This is a genomic window from Leisingera sp. JC11, assembly GCF_040704725.1.
Lineage (GTDB): Bacteria > Pseudomonadota > Alphaproteobacteria > Rhodobacterales > Rhodobacteraceae > Leisingera.
Genome location: NZ_JBFCVS010000010.1, coordinates 155,483 through 174,729, shown reverse-complemented (window position 1 = coordinate 174,729; position 19,247 = coordinate 155,483). Strand labels below are relative to the sequence as shown.

The following is a 19,247-nucleotide window of genomic DNA, read 5'->3' as shown; positions in this document are numbered from 1 at the left end:
TCTTTGCGTTCAGCATATCTTCGATTGTGCGCCGTTCACGCAAATCCAGCTCCGTATGGGCCATCTTCCATTCTCCTTGCTTTCCAGCAAGATAGGGAATTTGTCGCAACCCAGTTTAGAATGTGCCCCCGTGGCCCTCAGGACATCCTATAATCAGAATTATGGTAATTATCCGCATCACCCAAATTCGAATGGAGAACTATTTCCATCAAAATCAACGCTTTAGCGGCCTCAGCAAACCTTCCTGCGCTACACTGGCAACGAGTATTCCGTCTTCGGTGTAAATTGACCCTCGATTGAAACCGCGGGCACTGCCGGTGAATGGCGCGTCCATGGAATACAGGTGCCAGTTCTGCAACTGCACCGGCGCATGGAACCACATGGCGTGGTCGAGGCTGGCAGTCATCGCTTTCGGATTGTGAAACGTCAGCGCGTGCGGACGCATCGAGGATCCCAGCAACCCGAAGTCGGAAACATAAGCCAGCAGGATGTGCTGAAGTTCTGGCCCGGCACCTTCGGCAGCTTCCATTCGAATCCACATCTGGTTGGCATCACTGGTTTTCTCCGGCGTCAAAGGATCGCGCGGCTCAACCTCCCGGATCTCGAACGGCCGCGGCCGCAACAGTTCAGTTTGCTTTGCCGCCGCAAAGCGGCTGGCATTGCGTTTGAGAATCTCATGGCGCGGCTCCAAGCTGTCCGGCGCCGGTACACCCGGCATACCGTGCTGATGATCCCAGCCGTCCTCCTGAGCATGGAAAGACGCCGCCAAATTCAGTATCTGCTTGCCGTTCTGCATCGCAACCACGCGCCGCGTGGTGAAGCTGCGGCCGTCGCGGGCCGGATCGACCTCATAGATCACCGGCCGCGACGGGTCGCCCGGACGAATGAAATACGCATGAAGTGAATGGCATAACCTGCCGGAAACAGTGGCATATGCCGCCGTTAGCGCTTGTGCGATCACCTGGCCGCCATAGATGCGCGTCGGGGTTTCGCCACCGGAACCGGAACCACGGTAGAGATTGGTATCCAGCGTTTCGAGGTCCAGCAGATCCAGCAGGATTTTGGCGGTGTCTGGCATCTTCAGTTTTTCCTTTGACCTGCCATTGAACGTTATGCCGTGACGGCGCCATGCACCAGCGCCTTCAGCTCCGGCCGCGACGGATAGGAACTGGACGGCGCCAGCTGGGTCAGGAACACAGCCGACAAGTCCAGCTGGCGGTCCACCCAGAAAAAGGTCGACGCAATGCCGCCCCAGCTGAAGTCGCCAACCGAGCCCGGACAGCGCGCGCGCGCCGGGTTCAGCACCACAGCACCGCCAAGGCCAAACCCCATACCCTCCATCGGCTGTTCCGCGAAACTACTTGGCCCCATTCCGGCGATGTCTCCGTTAAGGTGGTTTTGCATCATGAAATCAGCGGTTTGCGGACTTATTATGAAGCCGCCGTTATAGCGGCCGCGGCGCCGTAGCATCTCTGCAAACTTCATGTAATCATCAATTGTGCCGACCAGCCCGCCGCCGCCGGAATGCATACTGGCCTTCTCAAACGGAGAGCTGCCGTAGCAATCCGTGAGACGCAGGCTGTCGCCGCCAGCTATTCCAGAGTTGAGTGCCATCGCATCACCCGCCAGCGGCGTGTAGAGGGACGCAAAACGGTTCCCTGCCCCGTCCGGCACCCGGAACCCGGTTTCCGTCATACCCAAGGGTTCGAAGATTTCCCCTGCCAGAAATTCACCCAGCGGCCGTCCGGAAACCACTTCGACAACCCGGCCCAGCACATCTGTTGCCACAGAATACTCCCAGCGGGTGCCGGGCTGAAACGCCAGCGGCAGGTCTGCCAGCCGCGTAACCATGGCGGACAGCGGCCCATGGTCCGGTTTGAACAGCAGATCTTCCGCTTCCATCGCCGCTGGCAACAGGCCCGGGTTGAACGGATAGCTCAGCCCGCTGGTATGGGTCAGCAGCTGATGCAGCGTTGGCGGCGGGCATGACTCGGTCTGACTGATGGCCGCAGCACCGGAAACCAATGCCCGCATATCGCTGAATTCCGGGAGAAAGTCGCTGACAGGTGCATCCAGATGGAAATGGCCGCGCTCCAACAGTTGCATTATCGCAAGTGACGTCACCGGCTTGGTCATCGAATAGAGCCGCACCAGCGTATCGCGGGTGTATGGCAGGCGCTCCTCGATATTTCGCAGGCCCGCGGTGTGAAAATAGATTTCCTCGCCGCCGCGATGGATCAACAAGGCGCTTCCGGGATATTTCCGTTCGTCAACATAACGTTGCTGCCAGGACCTGATCCTTTCCAACCGCCCAAGGTTCATCGCTGCCTCCCGTCCGCACCCGGTCATTCCAATACCGCGGTTTTCGGGATAATGCGTTGCGAAACAAGTCAGGTCGAGCCAATTCCGCGTGTCCTGGCTGCACAAGTCAACTGCAGCCCGCTTTTTGGAGAACAGATATCTCCACGCCCGCACTCTTCAACCTGAGCAGGTTACGCTAAGTTTTTTCCTGCCCTATGCGTTTGTGTGTTCGCATTCGAAATAAATTTGTCTTAGAAGTTCAAAGGGAAAGACGGCAAGGACATACATCTTATGGCGAGTATTCTGGTATTGAACGGACCCAATCTCAACCTGCTTGGCACGCGCCAGCCGGAAGTTTATGGATCGGTTACTCTGGCAGTGGTTGAGGACGCCTGCGCCGCCCACGCGCAAAAGCTGGGGATGGAGGTTGCCTGCCTCCAGTCGAACCACGAGGGCGCGCTGATTGACGCTATCCATGACGCCAAGGGCCGCCATCAGGGCATCATCCTGAATGCCGGTGCCTATACCCACACCTCGATTGCCTTGATGGATGCGCTGATCTCCGTGGAACTTCCAGCAGTTGAGGTGCACCTCTCAAACATTCACGCGCGTGAGCAGTTCCGCCATACCTCCTATATCGCCAAGGCTGCGCTGGGTCAGATTTGCGGGTTTGGCGCGCAGGGCTACTTGCTGGCACTGGATGCATTGGCCGAACATTTGAATGAGACCGGCGCAGCATGAAGGTCAGAAAATACATCAACTTCGTCTGCGGAGCGCAAAGCCTGGAAGAGCTGTGGCACGGCCACGTCCACCAGATGGCGGAGTACGGCTTCGACCGGCTGATTTACGGGTACACACGCTACAAAACAGAAACGTCGCTGGGGGACCCGGATGACTTTCTCATCCTGTCAAACCACGATAACGCTTATCTCGAGGGGTTTCTGCATAAGGGGCTCTATTCCCATGCGCCGATGCTCCGCTGGGCGCTGGAGAACGAAGGCGCCGGCAGCTGGCGGATCGTGCAGGAGATGGCCGCCAATGGCACGCTGGGGCCTGAGGCCCGCAAAGTGCATGAATTCAACCAGGCCCTGGACATGACGGCCGGCTACACCGTCAGCTTTTACTCCACCTCGCCGCGCTACAAAGGGGCGATTTCCCTGGCTGCCCGGCCGGGCCTTACCCAGGATGAGGTGGATGCCCTGTGGCAGGACGAAGGCGACGATATCGTTCTGATGAACAACGTTGCGCATCTTAAGATCCTCACCCTGCCCTATACTGCCCCGAACAGGAGCCTTACCAAGCGGCAGCGGGAAGTGCTGCAATGGGTCGGCGACGGCAAGACCACTCAGGACATTGCCCTGCTGATGGGCCTGACACCTGCGACGATCGAAAAGCACCTGCGCCTGGCAAGGGAATCCCTGTCGGTGGAGACCACTGCGCAAGCGGTCCTGAAGGCCGCTTTGCACAACCAGATGTATGTGATGGATGCCTGAGCTCTACGCCCAGGCACTCTAGCCTGCGCCTAAGGTGCTCGGCATAATCGTTTGAAAATAATATAGAATTTACCACCTTAACACGTCCCTTAAGGGTCGCTAGCTCAAATCCGGATGAAGTAAAGACGCCAATTAGCGTCAAAAAGTATGGTATTCTGTACTACCGCTAAAGGATAATTCATTGCAATTTGCACATGTTCCGTGAGTGGTGGCTTTGGCCAAGGAACTTTGGGTATCGAACCTTGCGATTACAGGGCTCTCCTACCTGATCGGGGGCAGGCGCGTATAGATCCGTGTCCTGCCCCGATACATGAGGGGTCCTGCCCATCCCCATTAGCGGGGCCCCTCGCATCTCTTCTTCAAAAAATCGTCTATTGTTTTCAGCACGCCGTTCCCGGGCTGCTCTGGTCGGCTGTCAGCGCACAAAAAAACCGGCAGGTGGCCCTGCCGGCTTTTGAATTTGGTGCTGTTCGAGCAGATCAGCCCTGAGCAGCCTTTGCCACTTCGGCCGCAAAGTCTTCTTTCTCGACTTCGATGCCTTCGCCGACTTCCACGCGGACAAAGCCGGTGATGGTGGCGCCAGCTTCCTTAGCAGCGGCTTCCACGGTCAGATCGGGGTTCACAACGAACTGCTGGTTCAGCAGGGTCGACTCGGCCACGAATTTCTTCATGCGGCCTTCGATCATTTTCTCGATCACCTGCTCCGGCTTGCCGGATTCACGGGCGATGTCCATCTGGACCTGCTTTTCCTTTTCGACCACGGAGGCGTCCAGCTCGGCTTCGGACAAGGCGGCCGGGTTCACGGCTGCAATGTGCATTGCGACCTGCTTGCCGATGGCTTCGTCGCCGCCGGTCATGGCAACCAGAACGCCGATCTTGCCCATACCGGCAGTGGCCGCGTTGTGGACGTAGGAAATGACGGTCTCGCCTTCCAGCTTCTCCATGCGGCGCAGCGACATGTTTTCGCCAATGGTGGCGATCTTGTCGGTCAGGGTGTCGGCAACGGATTTGCCGCCCAGATCTGCTGCGGCCAGCGCTTCGATGTCGCCTGCGCCCAGGGCTGCAGTGGCGATCTTGCCGACCATTTCCTGGAATTCGCCGTTCTTGGCAACGAAGTCGGTTTCGGAGTTCACCTCAACAGCAACGCCCTTGCCGCCTTCGACGACAACGGCCACCAGGCCTTCTGCGGCGGTGCGGCCGGATTTCTTGGCGGCTTTCGCCAGGCCCTTGGTGCGCAGCCAGTCAACAGCGGCTTCCATGTCGCCGTTGTTTTCGACCAGTGCTTTTTTCGCGTCCATCATGCCTGCGCCGGTGGATTCGCGCAGTTCTTTCACCATTGCTGCAGTGATTGCCATCTTAGGCTCTCCTCAATTCAAAAACAGATTTGGGGCAGGTGATACCCTGCCCCGCATGTCAGTTCCGTGACAGGACGGATCAGGCTTCGGCGGCTTCTTCAGCCACGGCTTCTTCAGCCGGTGCCTCTTCCAGCGCGCCCAGGTCAACGCCTGCTGCGCCCAGCTGAGCCGACATGCCGTCCAGAGCTGCGCGGGCAACCAGGTCGCAGTAGAGCGAGATGGCGCGCGATGCGTCGTCGTTGCCCGGGATGATGTAGTCCACGCCATCGGGGGAGCAGTTGGTGTCGACAACAGCCACAACCGGGATGCCCAGTTTCTTGGCTTCGGCGATCGCCAGTGCTTCTTTTTTCACGTCGATGACGAACAGCAGATCCGGCACGCCGCCCATTTCGCGGATGCCGCCCAGGGAGGCCTGCAGCTTCTCCTGGTCGCGTTCCATGCCCAGACGCTCTTTCTTGGTCAGGCCTTCGGCGCCGCCCGCCATTTTCTCGTCGATTTCCTTCAGGCGGTTGATCGACTGGGAAACGGTTTTCCAGTTGGTCAGGGTGCCGCCCAGCCAGCGGTGGTTCATGTAGTACTGAGCCGACTTCTCTGCCGCTTCGGCGATCGGGCCTGCGGCCTGGCGCTTGGTGCCGACGAACAGGATGCGGCCGCCTTTGGCAACGGTGTCACGGACAACCTGCAGCGCCTGGTCCAGCATCGGAACAGTCTGGGTGAGGTCCATGATGTGGATGCCGTTGCGCGCGCCGTAGATGAAGGGCGACATGCGCGGGTTCCAGCGCTGAGTCTGGTGGCCGAAGTGAACGCCAGCTTCCAGCAGCTGACGCATGGTGAACTCGGGAAGAGCCATGCTATTCTTTCCTTTCCGGTTTCTATCCTCGGCGGGGGTTCAGAGCTGATGCTCCAACCGGGGGTCCGTCAGGGATGTCTCCCCTGATCAGGCCAAACCCCGCCTGCGGGTTCGTATGCGCGCCTATAGAGCAGTTATTGCCAGCTGGCAAGAGCCGTCCCGCAGAATTCGGCGCCCTGCCCCGGAATTCAGGCCTTGAAGGCGTCCTGATGGCCGCTGCGCACCTGTTCCTCTGCCCGGGCGGCCAGCGCCTTGCGGTCCGGAAAATCCGCCACTTTCAAAGGCGGATGATAGATCAGCTCTACTGCCCCCTGGCGCGGGGCAGCCAGAACCTTGAGTAGATGCGGGCCAAAGTCCATATCCCCCCACCAGCCGTAGAAGCGGGCAGGTGCGCCGATAGGAGCGTGGTACACAACAGACACCGGCTGAACGTGCAGGCCGCTCCGCAGGTGGTCTGTGAAAAACGCGGCGAATAGTGTTGTTTTAAAACGCAAAACCCGAAGTCCGTCGGTTGAGGTGCCTTCGGGGAAAAACAACAATTTATGTCCCGCACGCAGACGCTGCTCGAACAGGTCCGCCTGCTCCCTGGCTTTCTTGGGATTGCGCTCGATGAACACAGTGCCGGTGGCCCGCGCCAGCCAGCCGATGCCCGGCCACTTGGCGACCTCTGACTTGGAAACGAAGTAAATCCGCTTGCGCGCATTCAAGGCAAAGATATCCAGCCATGAAGAGTGGTTTGCAACAACCGGCCCACGCCGCCGCATCAGTGTGCCGCGGGTCTGGTAGCGGATTCCCATGATACGGAACGCATTGCGGCAGACGAACTGGGTGATGAACGGGGTGACCGGCCGCTGGAGCCCGAACAGCGGGCGTTCAACCAGCCGCACGGTCAGCAGAAGCAGCAGCCCGCCGAATACCAGCAGCGCCAGCGGCACGCCGCGCAGCAGCACCAGACACCAGCCTAGGGCGCTTATGCGGACCGGATCGGGGGCCTTCTCGCTTTGCCAGCTGACGCTCATTCCCGGCCCCGGCCTCCTGCGTAGATTTTGCGCTGCCGTTCGTTCATCCGTGCGGTGTCCAGGATCAGGCAGACATCAGTTGTGTTGAAGGCATGATCGATATAGGCGCCCTCGCCGACAAATCCGCCCAGCCGCAGATAAGCCTTGATCAGCGCAGGTGTTTCCACCATCGCCCGCTTTCGGTCCAGATCATCTGCGCCCACCAAGTCCATGGACTGAAAGGTTTTCGACCGCACGCGCAGGTCAGGCGGCGCCAGGTGGTTGTGGTGCAGCATAGCCAGCGGATTGGCCAGCTCGAGCGGGTCGGTGCCGTGGAAGCTGGCAACGCCGAACAGAACCTCGATGCCGTGCCGCTCGACATAATCCGCCAACCCGGACCAGAGGTGAAACATCGCCATGCCGCCGCGGTAATCAGCATGCAGGCAAGAACGCCCCAATTCCAACAGCCGGCGGCCAGAGGTCTTCAGGACGCTCAGGTCATATTCATCCTCGGAATAGAACTGCCCTGCCTTTGCCGCCTGGTCATCGCGCAACAGCCGGTACACACCCACCACCATGCCTTTGACTTCATCCGTCACCAGCATGTGGTCAAAGAACGGGTCAAACCGGTCACACTCCAGCCCGGCCTCGTGATCAATCAATTCGCCGCCGCCGCCCAGTTCGCGCACGAAAACATCATAGCGCAGAGCCTGCGCGGCTCGCAGCTCGTGCTCCGTTTCGGCGATTTTCACGGAAAAATCCAGGGCGGTGTCTGGCATTCGGTCACCTTGCATAGTTCAGGCTTGAGCGCTTCACATCAATAAGGCAAAGAGCGCGCAGGAATTGGGGAGAATTTGAGGGATTACGTTAACCCTTCATAAACCGTTATGGATCAATGACGGGAATAAGGGAGACACGCGCTCCGTCAATCACAAGCTTGCCCTGATCGGGAAAGTTCACAGTGATCTTGCCGCCCGCGTTCGACTGCACCTGGCCGACGCCCCATTCAGGGTGGTCCGGGTGCCGGACAAACATGCCGGGGGCCAAAATAGCGTTGAGGTCATTCATTTGCGGATGGCCCAGTTTGGAGGAAGTAATAGTTATGGGTGTAGATAACGCCAATCTGGCCGCATTGGTAGGGTCTCGGATCTGTCATGATCTGATCAGCCCGGTCGGCGCCATCAACAACGGCCTGGAACTGCTGGGCATGGCCGGCAGCATGTCGGGACCGGAACTGGAGCTGATCTCTGACAGCGTCGCCAATGCAAATGCCCGCATCCGTTTTTTCCGCATCGCCTTTGGTGCCGCCGGAGACCAGCAGACGCCGCGGGCCGAGATTGTGTCTGTTCTGGAAGACGTCGGCAAAGGCGGGCGGATCAAATACCAGTGGTCGCCGCTGGAGGGCTGCACCCGCAGCGAGGCGCGGCTGGCGCTTCTGTCCGCGCTGTGCCTGGAATCGGCACTGCCCTACGGCGGCACGGTCAAGATATTCTGCGCAGACGGCAAATGGACGGTCATGGGCGAAGGCCGCAAGGTCACCGTCGATGATGAGCTGTGGGCGCGGGTCAGCGGCGGCAATTCGAACGCTGAAATCACCCCGGCACTGGTGCAGTTCGCATTGCTACCGGAAGCAGCCAAAGAGGCAGGCCGCACCGTGCGGCTGGAGCTGAACCTGGAAAGGATCACGCTGCAGTTCTGATCTGCGCCAGTTCTCACAAAGAAACGCCGGGCAATCTGCCCGGCGTTTTTCACTTTCTGAGGGTCAGGCGCGGGTGGTGCCGTTACCGCGCACCAGGTATTTGAAGCTGGTGAGCTGGGTGGCGCCCACGGGCCCGCGGGCGTGCATCTTGCCGGTGGCAATACCAATCTCTGCGCCCATCCCGAACTCGCCGCCATCGGCGAACTGTGTCGAGGCATTATGCATCAGGATCGCGCTGTCGAGTTCTGAGAAGAACTTCTGAACAGCCATCTCATCCTCGGTAATGATGCAATCGGTATGCTGGGAATGGTGCGCACGGATGTGCTGGATTGCTTCGTCAACGTCCGCGACCTGTTTCGCCGCAATGATTGAATCCAGGTATTCCTTGCCCCAGTCCTCCGCCTTGGCAGTGGTCATGCCATCCGGTCCGGGCAGGCCTGCCTCGGCGCGGATTTCAACGCCGGCAGAGGCAAGGGTTTCCAGAACCATCTTGCCCAAGCCGGGTGCAATGTCCTGATGAATCAGCAGGCATTCTGCGGCGCCGCAAATGCCGGTGCGGCGGGTCTTGGCGTTCAACACCACATCCAGCGCCTTCTGCGGATCAGCAGCCTTGTCGAGATAGATGTGCACGATGCCCTCAAGATGGGCAAAGACCGGCACTCGCGCCTCGCGCTGGACGAGTCCAACCAGCCCCTTGCCGCCGCGGGGAACGATGACATCGACATAGTCGGTCATTGTCAGCAGTTCCTGCACCGCGGCGCGGTCGCGGGTCGGGACCAGTTGCACGGCGTTTTCCGGCAGACCTGCAGTTCTTAGGCCCTCCGCCAGGCAGGCATGGATGGCCTGGCTGGAATGGAAACTTTCCGAGCCGCCGCGCAGGATCACCGCGTTGCCCGATTTCAGGCACAGCGCGCCTGCATCGGCGGTCACGTTGGGGCGGCTTTCGTAGATTACGCCGATGACACCCAGCGGGGTGCGCACACGCTGGATTTTCAGGCCGGTGGGCTGCTCCCACTCTTCCATCACTTCGCCAACCGGATCGCGCTGCTCTGCCACAGCGCGCAGGCCGTCGACGATGCCCTGAATGCGCGTCTCGTCCAGCATCAGCCGGTCCATCATCGCGTCCGACAGCCCCTTGCCGCGACCAAACTCCAAGTCCTTGGCGTTTGCCGCGATGATTTCTGCCCGGCGGCTCCAAACCGCTTCTGCAGCGCCGATCAGCGCTGCATGTTTGCGTTCTGCACTGGCCGTGGCCAGGACTTGCGCCGCTTGCTTTGCACGTTTGCCAAGCTCCGCCATCACGGCGGGGATGTTTTCATTGTCTTTCATGTGTCTCGTGCCCTTGCCGGTCGCTGTCTGGCACTGGGTGCCGTCCCGGCTGGAATAAACTATCAGGTGGTGCGGTCAAAGCGCCATATCATCGCGGTGGATCAGCGCGGCGCGGCCGGGATAGCCCAGCGTGGCCTCGATCTCCTTCGAATGGCGCCCCTGTATGGCACGGGCCTCATCCGCGGTGTAGCGCGACAGACCCTGCCCCAGTTTGCGCCCGTCTGGGCCAAGGATGGCCAGCGGATCGCCGCGGCCAAAGTCACCCTCCACATGACGGACGCCTGCGGGCAGCAGGCTTTTGCCAGACATCAGCGCGCGGGCGGCGCCCTCGTCAATGGTCAGAACGCCGCGGGTCTTCATCGCCGCAATCCAGTGCTTGCGCGCGGCCTGCGGATCACCCTGCCCTGCGAACCAGGTGCAAGGTGCGCCTTCTTGAAGTGTTTTCAGAGGGTTCAAGGGAGAACCTTCAGTGATCGCCATGGCGCAGCCTGCAGCGGTTGCCATCTTGGCGGCCAGAAGTTTGGTGATCATCCCGCCCTTGGACAGGCCGGAGACGCCATCGCCGGCCATCGCCTCGATCTCTGGCGTGATTGCGTCAATCCGGTCATAGCGCTTGGCCTCCGGATCCAGTGCCGGATTGGCGCTGTAGAAGCCGTCAACGTCCGACAGCAGGATCAGGCAGTCAGCCCCAACCGTCACCGCGACCTGCGCCGCCAGACGGTCATTATCGCCATAGCGGATCTCATCCGTGGCAATGGTGTCATTCTCGTTGACGATCGGCACGGCACCCATCGCCAGCAGCGTCTCCAGCGTCGCGCGGGAGTTCAGGTAGCGGCGGCGGTTCTCGCTGTCTTCCAGCGTCACCAGCACCTGTGCGGTGGTGATCCGGTGCGGCGCCAGCGCCTCTTCATAGGCGCGGGCCAGGCGGATCTGGCCCACTGCGGCGGCGGCCTGGGATTGTTCCAGCGGCAGGTCTGCGCGGGGCAGGCCCAGTACACCGCGGCCTAGGGCGATGGAGCCGGAGGACACCAGCACAACGTCGGTGCCGCGGGACTTCAGCCAAGCAACGTCGTTGGCCAGCGAATGAAGCCAGCCGGCGCGCAGCTCGCCGGTTTCCCGGTCAACCAGCAGCGCCGAGCCGATCTTGACGACAATCCGTTTTGCAGACGTCAGGGCTGCCAAGGCGCTTCCTCCTCGGCGGGTTTCATCCGCAAGCGATCGTCGTCGATCTCATTGCGCAGGGCGCGCAGGATCTCGTTCACACCCTGGCGGCTGACACCGGACATGAGGTGCACAGGACCGCCGACAGCCTCTTCCAGCGCCTTGCGCTTCTCGTCCAGCTCCTCCGGGTCGATGGCATCGACTTTGTTCAGTGCGGTGATCCGGGTCTTTGTGGCCAGAACGCCGCCATAGGCCTCCAACTCGCCGATGATGGTCTCGTAATCTTCGACCACGGTGTCGGAAGTGCCGTCGATCAGGTGCAGCAGCACCGCGCAGCGCTCCACATGGCCCAGGAACCGGTCGCCGATCCCCTTGCCCTCATGCGCGCCTTCGATCAGGCCCGGAATGTCCGCGACCACAAATTCGGTGTTGTCGATGCCGACCACACCCAGGTTCGGGTGCAGCGTGGTAAAGGGATAATCGGCGATTTTGGGCCGAGCGTTGGAGGTGGCCGACAGGAAGGTCGACTTGCCTGCATTCGGCAGGCCAAGCAGGCCTGCATCCGCAATCAGCTTCAGCCGCAGCCAGATGGTACGCTCTACGCCCTCCTGGCCCGGGTTGGCACGCCGCGGCGCCTGGTTGGTCGCAGACTTGAAGTGCAGGTTGCCAAAACCGCCATTGCCGCCCTTAGCCAGCAGCACGCGCTCACCCGGCGTGGTGAGGTCGGCCAGGACGGTTTCCTGATCCTCGTCCAGGATCTCAGTGCCGACAGGCACGCGCAGCACGATATCATCGCCGTCCTTGCCGGTGCGCTGGCGGCCCATGCCGGACTGGCCGTTCTTGGCAAAGAAGTGCTGCTGGTAACGGAAGTCGATCAGGGTGTTCAGACCTTCGGTAACTTCAGCCCAGACAGAGCCGCCCTTGCCGCCGTCGCCCCCGTCCGGGCCGCCGTATTCGATGTATTTCTCACGGCGGAAGCTGACGCAGCCGTTCCCGCCGGCGCCCGAGCGGATGTAGACCTTTGCCAGATCGAGGAATTTCATGACAGCTCCTTAATGCGGCAGGCCCCAGTGCCTGCCCGCGCAGTACAAGAGTCCCGCCAGAACCCAGGGCACTGGCGGGACTGTTTCGATTGCCTTACCGCAAAGCGCGCGCCGCGCCAATCACAGTTTTCGGCTGTAAGTCCAGGTTGGGACGGAGGCGTCGCGCGCCACCGAATAGCTTTCTGCATCGCCCAAATAATCAAAACCGCAGTGGATCAGCACCCGGGCAGAAGCGGGGTTGTCCTGAAAGACTGAGGCAAACATCGCGTCGTTTTTCTGCGGGTTCGCATCGACCAGCGCCTTCAGCGCCGCTGACGCCAGGCCGGTGTTCCAGAACGGCGGCGCGGTCCAATAGGACACTTCGGACTGGTTGCGGTCCATCCGCTTCAGCCCGATCACGCCTTTCAGCTCGGAGTCGCCCTCGATGGTTCCGTCGATCACCCAGACGTCCTCATCCCGCTCCTCGGCCATGGCGCGTGCCACAAACGCCTCAGCCGCGCCGGGCGGCAGCGGATGCGGCACTGAGCGGGTCATGCGGGCAACGCGTTCGTCGCTGACATAATGTTCAATCAGGCCGGCGTCGGATTTTCGCAGGGGCCGCAGGACAAAACGCTCAGTTTCAATCACCTGCTGGCACACGATCTGTTCCAAATTCACGGACACGCTCCTCCTCGGCCAAAATTCTTGCGGCGGCAAACGCCTTTGTTGTTATCGCGATGAATTTCAGATGTGCACGCCGAGCTGTCACGGCAAGGCACACGGCATTCAAATATGGCAAAACTTCCCGTTTGCCCGGTGTGAACACCTGGCTGGTTCAGCGCGCTATACCTGGTTACTGCGGTCACTGGAAAACTCATCACAAGCTCAAGTTTCAAAACAGAAAAAGGGACCGGCCTTGCAGCCGATCCCCTAAAGACTTCTTTACCCTTCGGGTCGGCTTACTCAGCGGCCTCCGCCACTGGGAGAACCGATACAAAGGTGCGGCCTTTCAGGCCTTTGCGGAAGCTCACAGCGCCGTCAGCAGTTGCAAAGAGGGTGTGGTCTTTGCCCATGCCCACGCCTTCGCCGGCCCAGAACTTGGTGCCGCGCTGACGCACGATGATGTTGCCTGCGATGGCTGCCTGGCCACCGTAGAGTTTCACGCCAAGGCGGCGACCAGCAGAGTCGCGGCCGTTACGGGAGGAACCGCCAGCTTTTTTATGTGCCATTCTCTCTCTCCTTAGCCTTTGGCCAGCTCTTTGGCCTGCTCAACCCACTCGGGCTTCACTTTGATCGCCTCGATACCAGCAATGTCGTCTTCGGACAAGGCTGCGATCTGAGCAAAAGTGGTCAGGCCTGCTTCTGCCAGTTTCTTGGCAGCTGCGGGACCGACGCCGGTCAGGGCGGTCAGGTCGTCCGAACCTGCAGCAGCTTCAGCGGCCGGAGCGGCTTTGGCTTTGGCAGCAGCTTTCGGAGCGGCTTTGGTTGCGCCCGAAGCCAGGATCTCGGTGATCCGGACCAGGGTCAGTTTCTGACGGTGGCCTTTGGTGCGCTTGGAAGAGTGCTTCCGGCGGCGCTTGACGAAGTGGATCAGCTTCTCGCCTTTGATCTGCTCGATCACTTCTGCCTTGACGGCTGCGCCGTCAACCAGAGGAGCACCGACAACCGGAGCGTCGCCGCCCAGCATCAGAACTTCGTCGAATTGGATGGTGTCGCCGGCATCTGCAGCAAGTTTCTCAACGCGGAGCACGTCGCCCGCCTGAACCTTGTACTGCTTGCCGCCAGTCTTGAGGACCGCAAACATGTGCGTCTTTCCTTTTCTAACCGCGTCCTACGGCCCCCTTGCGGGCGTTTCGGCAGATGCCGCCTCGAACAGCGCGCCCTTGGATGGGCGTATGACAAATAAACCCCGGCGCACGGATTCCGGGCCGGGATGCGGGCTTATGGTTCGGAACGGGCGGTGTGTCAACCGTTTTCCACAGGCTTTTCAATCAGCCTGCGGAAATCAGATATCCTGGCCCGGCGTCAGCTCGGCCATGCGGTGGGCCAGCTCCTCGAACCGGTTGGCGGTGATCTCATACTGAACCGCATTCAGCAGTTCGTAGACCCGCTGCATCGGCTCCTCCTCCAGCGCCTCGACATAGGCCTGTAATTCGGCGTCCGAGAATTCCTGGTAGGTATAGGCAGAAGCGGCCAGGCTGGACGCCTGCAGGCTGAGACGCAGTTCGCCCTCCTGCTCTTTCATCAAGGCCTGAAGTTCTTCCGCGTCGAGCTCCATCTCGATCACGCCGGCGGCTGAAGCTGCCATCAGGAAGCGGAACTGGATCTGCTGCAAGGCCTTCACACCTGTGCCCGCGGCATCGATGGCACTTCCCATCCGCCTGTACATCGCCACCCGCTTGCTGCCGGCTTTAACGAGGTCGGAAATGATGCGGTTACCGGCCAATTGCTTCACCTCATCATCCTCAATCAGATGGGAGGCATTTTCAGCGCGCACCAGCCGTTTGCCCAGATCGCTGGCATAAAAGGCGGCTGCATGATCCAGTGCCTCGTCATCCAGGGTGTTTTCCAGGATATCCAGCGCCAGGCCGCGCATCTGGCTGGTGTCAAAGACCTCCTCCGACAATTCGGTCCACTGGCTGCCAAAGGCGCCTGCATCGACGCCCAGCATGCCCGGCGCGCTGGAAGCTGACAGAGCGATGCTGTCCAGAGCCACGTCAAATCCGGTGACTTCCAGAAATGCCTCGACCCGAGCGCGGTCGGCGGCAGCGGCGGGCTGGGAAACCGCCCAGCAGGCAAGCCATAGCATTGCCAGAGATGGCAACAGGGAAGCGGAAAGTGTTCGGATCATCTGCATAGTGCAAATCTAGGCAAAAACCTTTGGCTGGCAACGGAAATCCGGCTTTTTTTGCCAAAGCTGCAAATCGCCCCTTGCGCCGGTCCTGAATCAACATTAAACCGCGCCTCACCCCCCGCGGAGAGGTGCCGGAGTGGTCGAACGGGGCGGTCTCGAAAACCGTTGTGGGTGCAAGCCCACCCAGGGTTCGAATCCCTGTCTCTCCGCCATTTTCCCCTTCTGACCGCTTCACAATCAGGCCGCATGCCGCAGCGCTGACGCGCCCTGCATTTACAGGCTGGCGCCCCTTTTCCGACCCCGCCGCAGCTTCATCCGACCGTCTACACGCCTGAAATTTCGGCAACAAAAAAGGCCGGACATTTCTGTCCGGCCCTTGTGTAGTTCTGCCTGTGCGGATCAGGCGCGGCGGCGGCGTCCGCCGGCGCGGCCGCCACGGCCACGGCCTTCTTCGCCTTCAGCGGCAGGAGCCTTGTTGAACTTGATCCACTCACCGCCATGCGGGTCGTTGTTGGTCAGGAAGTTGGCAGCGCGGATGGCTTCCATTTCCTTACCGGCGCGCGGCTTGGTGGAGCCCAGGCCGAACATGGTGACAAACGCTTCGTCATCCATGCTTTCCGGCAGGATGATGCCAGCGGCCTCGACTGCAGCCTTCTTCTCGGCAATGGCCTTCTGGGTCACCGGCAGCGCCACCGGGTTCATGATCGCAGAGGTCATGCCGGCACCCATTGCCATGGGCAGGAAGGCGTTGTTGATGCCGTGACGGTTCGGCAGGCCGAAGGAGATGTTGGACGCACCGCAAGTGGTGTTCACACCCAGTTCTTCGCGCAGGCGGCGGACCAGGGCAAACACCTGCAGGCCGGCAGTCGCCATGGCGCCAACCGGCATCACCAGCGGGTCAACCACGATGTCATGCGCCGGGATGCCGAAATCGGCAGCACGCTCAACGATCTTCTTGGCGACGGCGAAACGCACATCGGGGTCTTCCGAGATGCCGGTGTCGTCGTTGGAGATTGCCACAACCGGCACGTTGTACTTCTTGACCAAGGGCAGGATCTGCTCCAGGCGCTCTTCTTCACCGGTGACAGAATTCAGCAGCGGACGGCCTTCGCAGACTTCCAGGCCTGCTTCCAGCGCACCCGGAACCGAGGAGTCGATGCACAGCGGCACGTCGACCAGCCCTTGAACCAGTTCAACGATCTTCCGCATCAGCGGCGGCTCGGTCTCATTCGGGTTCGGGTTGGAGTTGTAAACCACGCCCGCGTTGATATCGAGAACGGTGGCACCGGCCAGAACCTGAGCCACAGCGTCTTTTTCGACGGTGGAGAAATCGCCGGCTTCCAGCTCGGCCGCCAGTTTCTTGCGGCCGGTCGGGTTGATGCGCTCACCGATCACACAGAACGGCTCATCAAAGCCCAGGACCGCGGTTTTTGTTTTTGATTCTACGACTGTACGGGTCATTGTTGATCCTTAGGGTCTTAGGAGTTGACCGGCTTCGCCGAGGCGCCGCCGTTGTTGATAGCCCAGGTGGCATTGGTCTTGATGCCGCCCAGCGGGAAGAAATGAACCTTCTCGATTGCAAAGTCAGGGTTGGCTGCCTTGTGGGCTGCCAGACCCGCCAGTACCTCACCCGGCTCATGCGGCAGCAGCAGCTTGGAAACGTCCTTGGCGCGCTTCTGCAGAACCTTCAGCGACGGGCCGACGCCGCAGGCGATGGCAAATTTGATCATGGTCTGCAGCTTGGCCGGACCTGCGATACCGATGTGAATCGGCAGGTTCATGCCGCGCTCGTTCAGTTCATTCACCCAGTCGATCACCGGCTGAGACTCAAAGCAGAACTGGGTCGCCAGCGCCATCTGGGCGTCGGTGCGCTTGGAGAATTCCTGTTTCCAGTCCAGCGCCGCGTAGGTGTTGGTGCGGCCGCCCTTGGGGTCGATGTCCAGGTTCGGCTCGGGGTGACCCGCAACGTGAAGGTTGGTAAAGCCCGCCTGGTCAAACAGGCCGGTCTCAAGCAATTGCATCGAGCTGTCGAACTCACCATGCGGCTTGGCAACGCCGCCGGCCAGGATCAGGCCCTGCTTGACGCCCGCTTCGCCCTGGTAGCGGTTGATCCAGTCACCCAAGGTCGCCTTGTCCTTGATGATCCGCGCCGGGAAGTGCGGCATCACATCGTAGCCTTCACCAGCGATACGCTTGGCGGTCTCGACCATATCCTCGATCGGGGTGCCTTCGATGTGCGCAATGTAGACGCGGGTTCCGGCGGGCAGCAGGTCGCGGAAGTCTTCCACCTTTGCAGCCGTGCGGGGCATCACCTCGATGGAATACCCCTTCAGGAAGGCCTCCATCTCAGGGGTGGCGGATTGGCCTGCGCCAGTGTCGCGTTTCTTAAAGTTCAGCAAAGCCATCACGGCCTCCCAAAGTGGTAGGGGTCACGCCCATCCGTCATTCGCAATCAGTGCCTTCAGGCGGTCCTGATCATACTCAGTTTCCAGGCGTTTGGCTTCGGATTCGGCGATGTCAGCGGCCTCTCCCTCAGCAGAGAAAGGCGCAGCCTTGCGCCATTCAGCCAGATAGGCATCCGCATCTTTTGCGTTTACCTTCATGGCTGCGCGGTCAATCGCCTGCTCGAACCGTTCTTCGAGCTGACGCTTGGCGCCGCGGCGGCCTTTGCCAACGATGACCTGAGCGGGGATATCGCGCCAGTATACGATCGTAACGTCGGGCATGCCTTGCTTTCCTCCTAGCCTGGATAGACCACGTTCTAGTGCGGTGGCGCTCAGTAAGTTGGTCGATTTTCGACAACACGATGGGTTTGAGCGACGTTTTGCTGCCGCGACACTAGCTTTGCACACCTGCGAATGCCACAGCGGCTTTGTGCCAAAATATTCATGTGGATTATGAGATTTCCGCGAAGCAGCGGAAATTGCTTCACTTCTGCCTCCAGGGCGCTTGCGCCGCCGCATTTGCGCACCTATTGTCATTCTTAACACGATAATCGGAGGGCGTGAATCATGGCGCCCAGGCGCTCGAAAGGTGCGGGCGCGTTTCCCAAAGCGGTTGAGACCCCTGCACCGGCCCGTCCCGATCCTGATGCGCTCTATGCGGCGCTGGATTTGGGAACAAATAGCTGCCGCATGCTGATCGCCCAGCCCAAGGGCAGCGGCATTCATGTGGTCGACAGTTTCTCCAAGTCGGTGCAGCTCGGCGCCGGGCTGGAGCGGACCGGACGTCTGTCGCGGTCCTCGATGGCGCGCACCATTCAGGCGCTGCGGATCTGTCAGCAGAAACTCAAACGCAACAAGGTCAAGCGGATGCGCCTGGTGGCGACCGAAGCCTGCCGCCGGGCAAAAAACGCCCGCGACTTCATCCGCCAGGTTAAACGGGAGACCGGCCTTACGCTTGAAATCATCCAGCCGGAGGAAGAGGCGCGGCTGGCGGTGATCTCCTGCGCGCCGCTTGTCTCCACCAAGACCGAGCAGCTTCTGGTGGTCGATATTGGCGGCGGCTCGACCGAGTTGGTCTGGATCGATGTCTCCTCGGTGCCGCGGCGCGACCGCCCGTCCGCCATCATGCGGCTGCACAACGGGTTTCACCCGACCGAAAGCCCCTTCCCCGCCGCCAAGGTGGTGGACTGGATCTCGGTGCCGTTGGGGGTCGCCACGCTGCGCGACCAATTCAACGACGTGGAAGACGACGCTGCGCGTTTTGCCCTGATGAGCTGGTTCTTCGAAGAAAATCTTGCCGATTTCGCCCCCTACAAGGATGAGCAGGCGCGCGAGGGCTTTCAGATCGTCGGCACCTCCGGCACCGTCACCACCGTGGCCGCGTCGCATCTGGGGCTGAAGCGCTATGACCGCACCAAGGTCGATGGCCTGCGGATGACCAGCGATCAGATTGACAAAGTGATCCGCGGTTATCTAGAACTCGGCCCTCAGGGCCGCCGCCGCGACCCCCGCATCGGCGAAGACCGGCAGGCGCTGATCATGTCCGGGTCCGCCATTCTGCAGGCACTGTTGCGCTGCTGGCCCACCGACCGGCTGTCGGTCGCCGACCGCGGCCTCCGCGAAGGCCTGCTTTATGCGCAGATGAGCGCGGATGGCGTTCTGGAAGACGGCCCCTATTAAACGGGGCCGGTAGAATTGGATTTTTCCGGGCCGGAGTTGGCAAAACTCCGGGCACCCGGCG

Annotated in this window: 21 protein-coding genes and 1 tRNA gene; 5 read left to right on the top strand and 17 right to left on the bottom strand. The window is 60.7% G+C overall.

From position 1 onward, the window contains the following. Window positions 1-214: 214 nt before the first annotated feature. Together AB1A62_RS13260 and AB1A62_RS13255 are read right to left on the bottom strand one after the other, a co-directional pair. Window positions 215-1,078 (bottom strand): acyl-CoA thioesterase II, encoded by an 864-nt coding sequence (locus AB1A62_RS13260; RefSeq protein ID WP_366661929.1) that lies wholly within the window; start codon window positions 1,076-1,078, stop codon window positions 215-217. A 32-nt stretch (window positions 1,079-1,110) separates the two neighbouring features. After that, the gene (locus tag AB1A62_RS13255) at window positions 1,111-2,322 is read right to left on the bottom strand and encodes a serine hydrolase domain-containing protein (RefSeq protein ID WP_366661928.1); all 1,212 of its coding nucleotides are present in this window, start codon (window positions 2,320-2,322) and stop codon (window positions 1,111-1,113) included. A gap of 270 nt (window positions 2,323-2,592) precedes the next feature. Here AB1A62_RS13255 and aroQ point away from each other — a divergent pair, with 270 nt between their 5' ends. Then, window positions 2,593-3,042: a type II 3-dehydroquinate dehydratase gene (aroQ, locus tag AB1A62_RS13250; protein WP_366661927.1), complete on the top strand. Its 450-nt coding sequence runs from the start codon at window positions 2,593-2,595 to the stop codon at window positions 3,040-3,042. Further along, the gene (locus tag AB1A62_RS13245) at window positions 3,039-3,794 is read left to right on the top strand and encodes a LuxR family transcriptional regulator (RefSeq protein ID WP_366661926.1); all 756 of its coding nucleotides are present in this window, start codon (window positions 3,039-3,041) and stop codon (window positions 3,792-3,794) included. Before aroQ ends, AB1A62_RS13245 begins: the two co-directional genes overlap by 4 nt. A gap of 479 nt (window positions 3,795-4,273) precedes the next feature. Here the strand turns inward: AB1A62_RS13245 and tsf are convergent, their stop codons facing one another. The 5 genes from tsf to AB1A62_RS13220 form a co-directional block, all read right to left on the bottom strand. Continuing rightward, entirely contained in the window at window positions 4,274-5,149 is an 876-nt protein-coding gene (gene tsf, locus AB1A62_RS13240) for a translation elongation factor Ts (RefSeq protein WP_366661925.1), read from the bottom strand. Between the two features lie 79 nt (window positions 5,150-5,228). Next, complete coding sequence (rpsB, locus tag AB1A62_RS13235) at window positions 5,229-5,999, bottom strand: 30S ribosomal protein S2 (protein ID WP_366661924.1); 771 nt, start codon at window positions 5,997-5,999, stop codon at window positions 5,229-5,231. 188 nt (window positions 6,000-6,187) lie between these two features. Next, window positions 6,188-7,018 carry a lysophospholipid acyltransferase family protein gene (locus tag AB1A62_RS13230; RefSeq protein WP_366661923.1) on the bottom strand — a complete coding sequence of 277 codons (831 nt, stop codon included), beginning with the start codon at window positions 7,016-7,018 and terminating at the stop codon, window positions 6,188-6,190. Then, the gene (locus AB1A62_RS13225; RefSeq protein ID WP_366661922.1) at window positions 7,015-7,776 is read right to left on the bottom strand and encodes a GNAT family N-acyltransferase; all 762 of its coding nucleotides are present in this window, start codon (window positions 7,774-7,776) and stop codon (window positions 7,015-7,017) included. Before AB1A62_RS13225 ends, AB1A62_RS13230 begins: the two co-directional genes overlap by 4 nt. A 106-nt stretch (window positions 7,777-7,882) precedes the next feature. After that, window positions 7,883-8,065, bottom strand: a complete 183-nt coding sequence (locus AB1A62_RS13220) for a DUF3553 domain-containing protein (RefSeq protein WP_366661921.1) — start codon at window positions 8,063-8,065, stop codon at window positions 7,883-7,885. Window positions 8,066-8,099: 34 nt separating this feature from the next. Between AB1A62_RS13220 and AB1A62_RS13215 the strand changes: the two genes are divergently transcribed. Next, window positions 8,100-8,696, top strand: coding sequence for a histidine phosphotransferase family protein (locus AB1A62_RS13215; RefSeq protein ID WP_366661920.1), 597 nt, complete (start codon window positions 8,100-8,102; stop codon window positions 8,694-8,696). Window positions 8,697-8,759: 63 nt separating this feature from the next. Here the strand turns inward: AB1A62_RS13215 and AB1A62_RS13210 are convergent, their stop codons facing one another. From AB1A62_RS13210 to AB1A62_RS13180, 7 genes are all read right to left on the bottom strand, one after another. Further along, the gene (locus tag AB1A62_RS13210) at window positions 8,760-10,025 is read right to left on the bottom strand and encodes a glutamate-5-semialdehyde dehydrogenase (protein WP_366661919.1); all 1,266 of its coding nucleotides are present in this window, start codon (window positions 10,023-10,025) and stop codon (window positions 8,760-8,762) included. Between the two features lie 75 nt (window positions 10,026-10,100). Next, window positions 10,101-11,207 (bottom strand): glutamate 5-kinase, encoded by a 1,107-nt coding sequence (proB, locus tag AB1A62_RS13205; protein ID WP_366661918.1) that lies wholly within the window; start codon window positions 11,205-11,207, stop codon window positions 10,101-10,103. Next, window positions 11,195-12,229 carry a GTPase ObgE gene (obgE, locus tag AB1A62_RS13200; RefSeq protein WP_366661917.1) on the bottom strand — a complete coding sequence of 345 codons (1,035 nt, stop codon included), beginning with the start codon at window positions 12,227-12,229 and terminating at the stop codon, window positions 11,195-11,197. The genes proB and obgE overlap by 13 nt, the downstream gene beginning before the upstream one ends. A gap of 120 nt (window positions 12,230-12,349) precedes the next feature. Further along, entirely contained in the window at window positions 12,350-12,886 is a 537-nt protein-coding gene (locus AB1A62_RS13195) for a GNAT family N-acetyltransferase (RefSeq protein WP_366661916.1), read from the bottom strand. A gap of 281 nt (window positions 12,887-13,167) precedes the next feature. Beyond that, entirely contained in the window at window positions 13,168-13,437 is a 270-nt protein-coding gene (rpmA, locus tag AB1A62_RS13190) for a 50S ribosomal protein L27 (protein WP_019297807.1), read from the bottom strand. A gap of 11 nt (window positions 13,438-13,448) precedes the next feature. Continuing rightward, entirely contained in the window at window positions 13,449-14,012 is a 564-nt protein-coding gene (gene rplU / locus AB1A62_RS13185) for a 50S ribosomal protein L21 (protein WP_039145986.1), read from the bottom strand. 201 nt (window positions 14,013-14,213) lie between these two features. Further along, complete coding sequence (locus tag AB1A62_RS13180; protein WP_366661915.1) at window positions 14,214-15,065, bottom strand: DUF2059 domain-containing protein; 852 nt, start codon at window positions 15,063-15,065, stop codon at window positions 14,214-14,216. Window positions 15,066-15,184: 119 nt separating this feature from the next. On the opposite strand from AB1A62_RS13180, the gene AB1A62_RS13175 reads away from it, so the two are divergent. Next, window positions 15,185-15,274 (top strand) — tRNA-Ser (locus AB1A62_RS13175). A 187-nt stretch (window positions 15,275-15,461) separates the two neighbouring features. Here the strand turns inward: AB1A62_RS13175 and AB1A62_RS13170 are convergent. The 3 genes from AB1A62_RS13170 to AB1A62_RS13160 are packed head-to-tail and all read right to left on the bottom strand — an operon-like array spanning window position 15,462 to window position 17,788. Further along, the gene (locus tag AB1A62_RS13170; RefSeq protein WP_366661914.1) at window positions 15,462-16,523 is read right to left on the bottom strand and encodes a methyltetrahydrofolate cobalamin methyltransferase; all 1,062 of its coding nucleotides are present in this window, start codon (window positions 16,521-16,523) and stop codon (window positions 15,462-15,464) included. A 17-nt stretch (window positions 16,524-16,540) separates the two neighbouring features. Next, the gene (locus AB1A62_RS13165; RefSeq protein WP_366661913.1) at window positions 16,541-17,467 is read right to left on the bottom strand and encodes a methylenetetrahydrofolate reductase; all 927 of its coding nucleotides are present in this window, start codon (window positions 17,465-17,467) and stop codon (window positions 16,541-16,543) included. A 24-nt stretch (window positions 17,468-17,491) separates the two neighbouring features. Then, window positions 17,492-17,788: a virulence factor gene (locus AB1A62_RS13160; protein ID WP_366661912.1), complete on the bottom strand. Its 297-nt coding sequence runs from the start codon at window positions 17,786-17,788 to the stop codon at window positions 17,492-17,494. Between the two features lie 285 nt (window positions 17,789-18,073). Between AB1A62_RS13160 and AB1A62_RS13155 the strand changes: the two genes are divergently transcribed. Beyond that, window positions 18,074-19,186, top strand: coding sequence for a Ppx/GppA phosphatase family protein (locus AB1A62_RS13155; RefSeq protein WP_222475781.1), 1,113 nt, complete (start codon window positions 18,074-18,076; stop codon window positions 19,184-19,186). The last annotated feature ends 61 nt before the right edge of the window (window positions 19,187-19,247 follow it).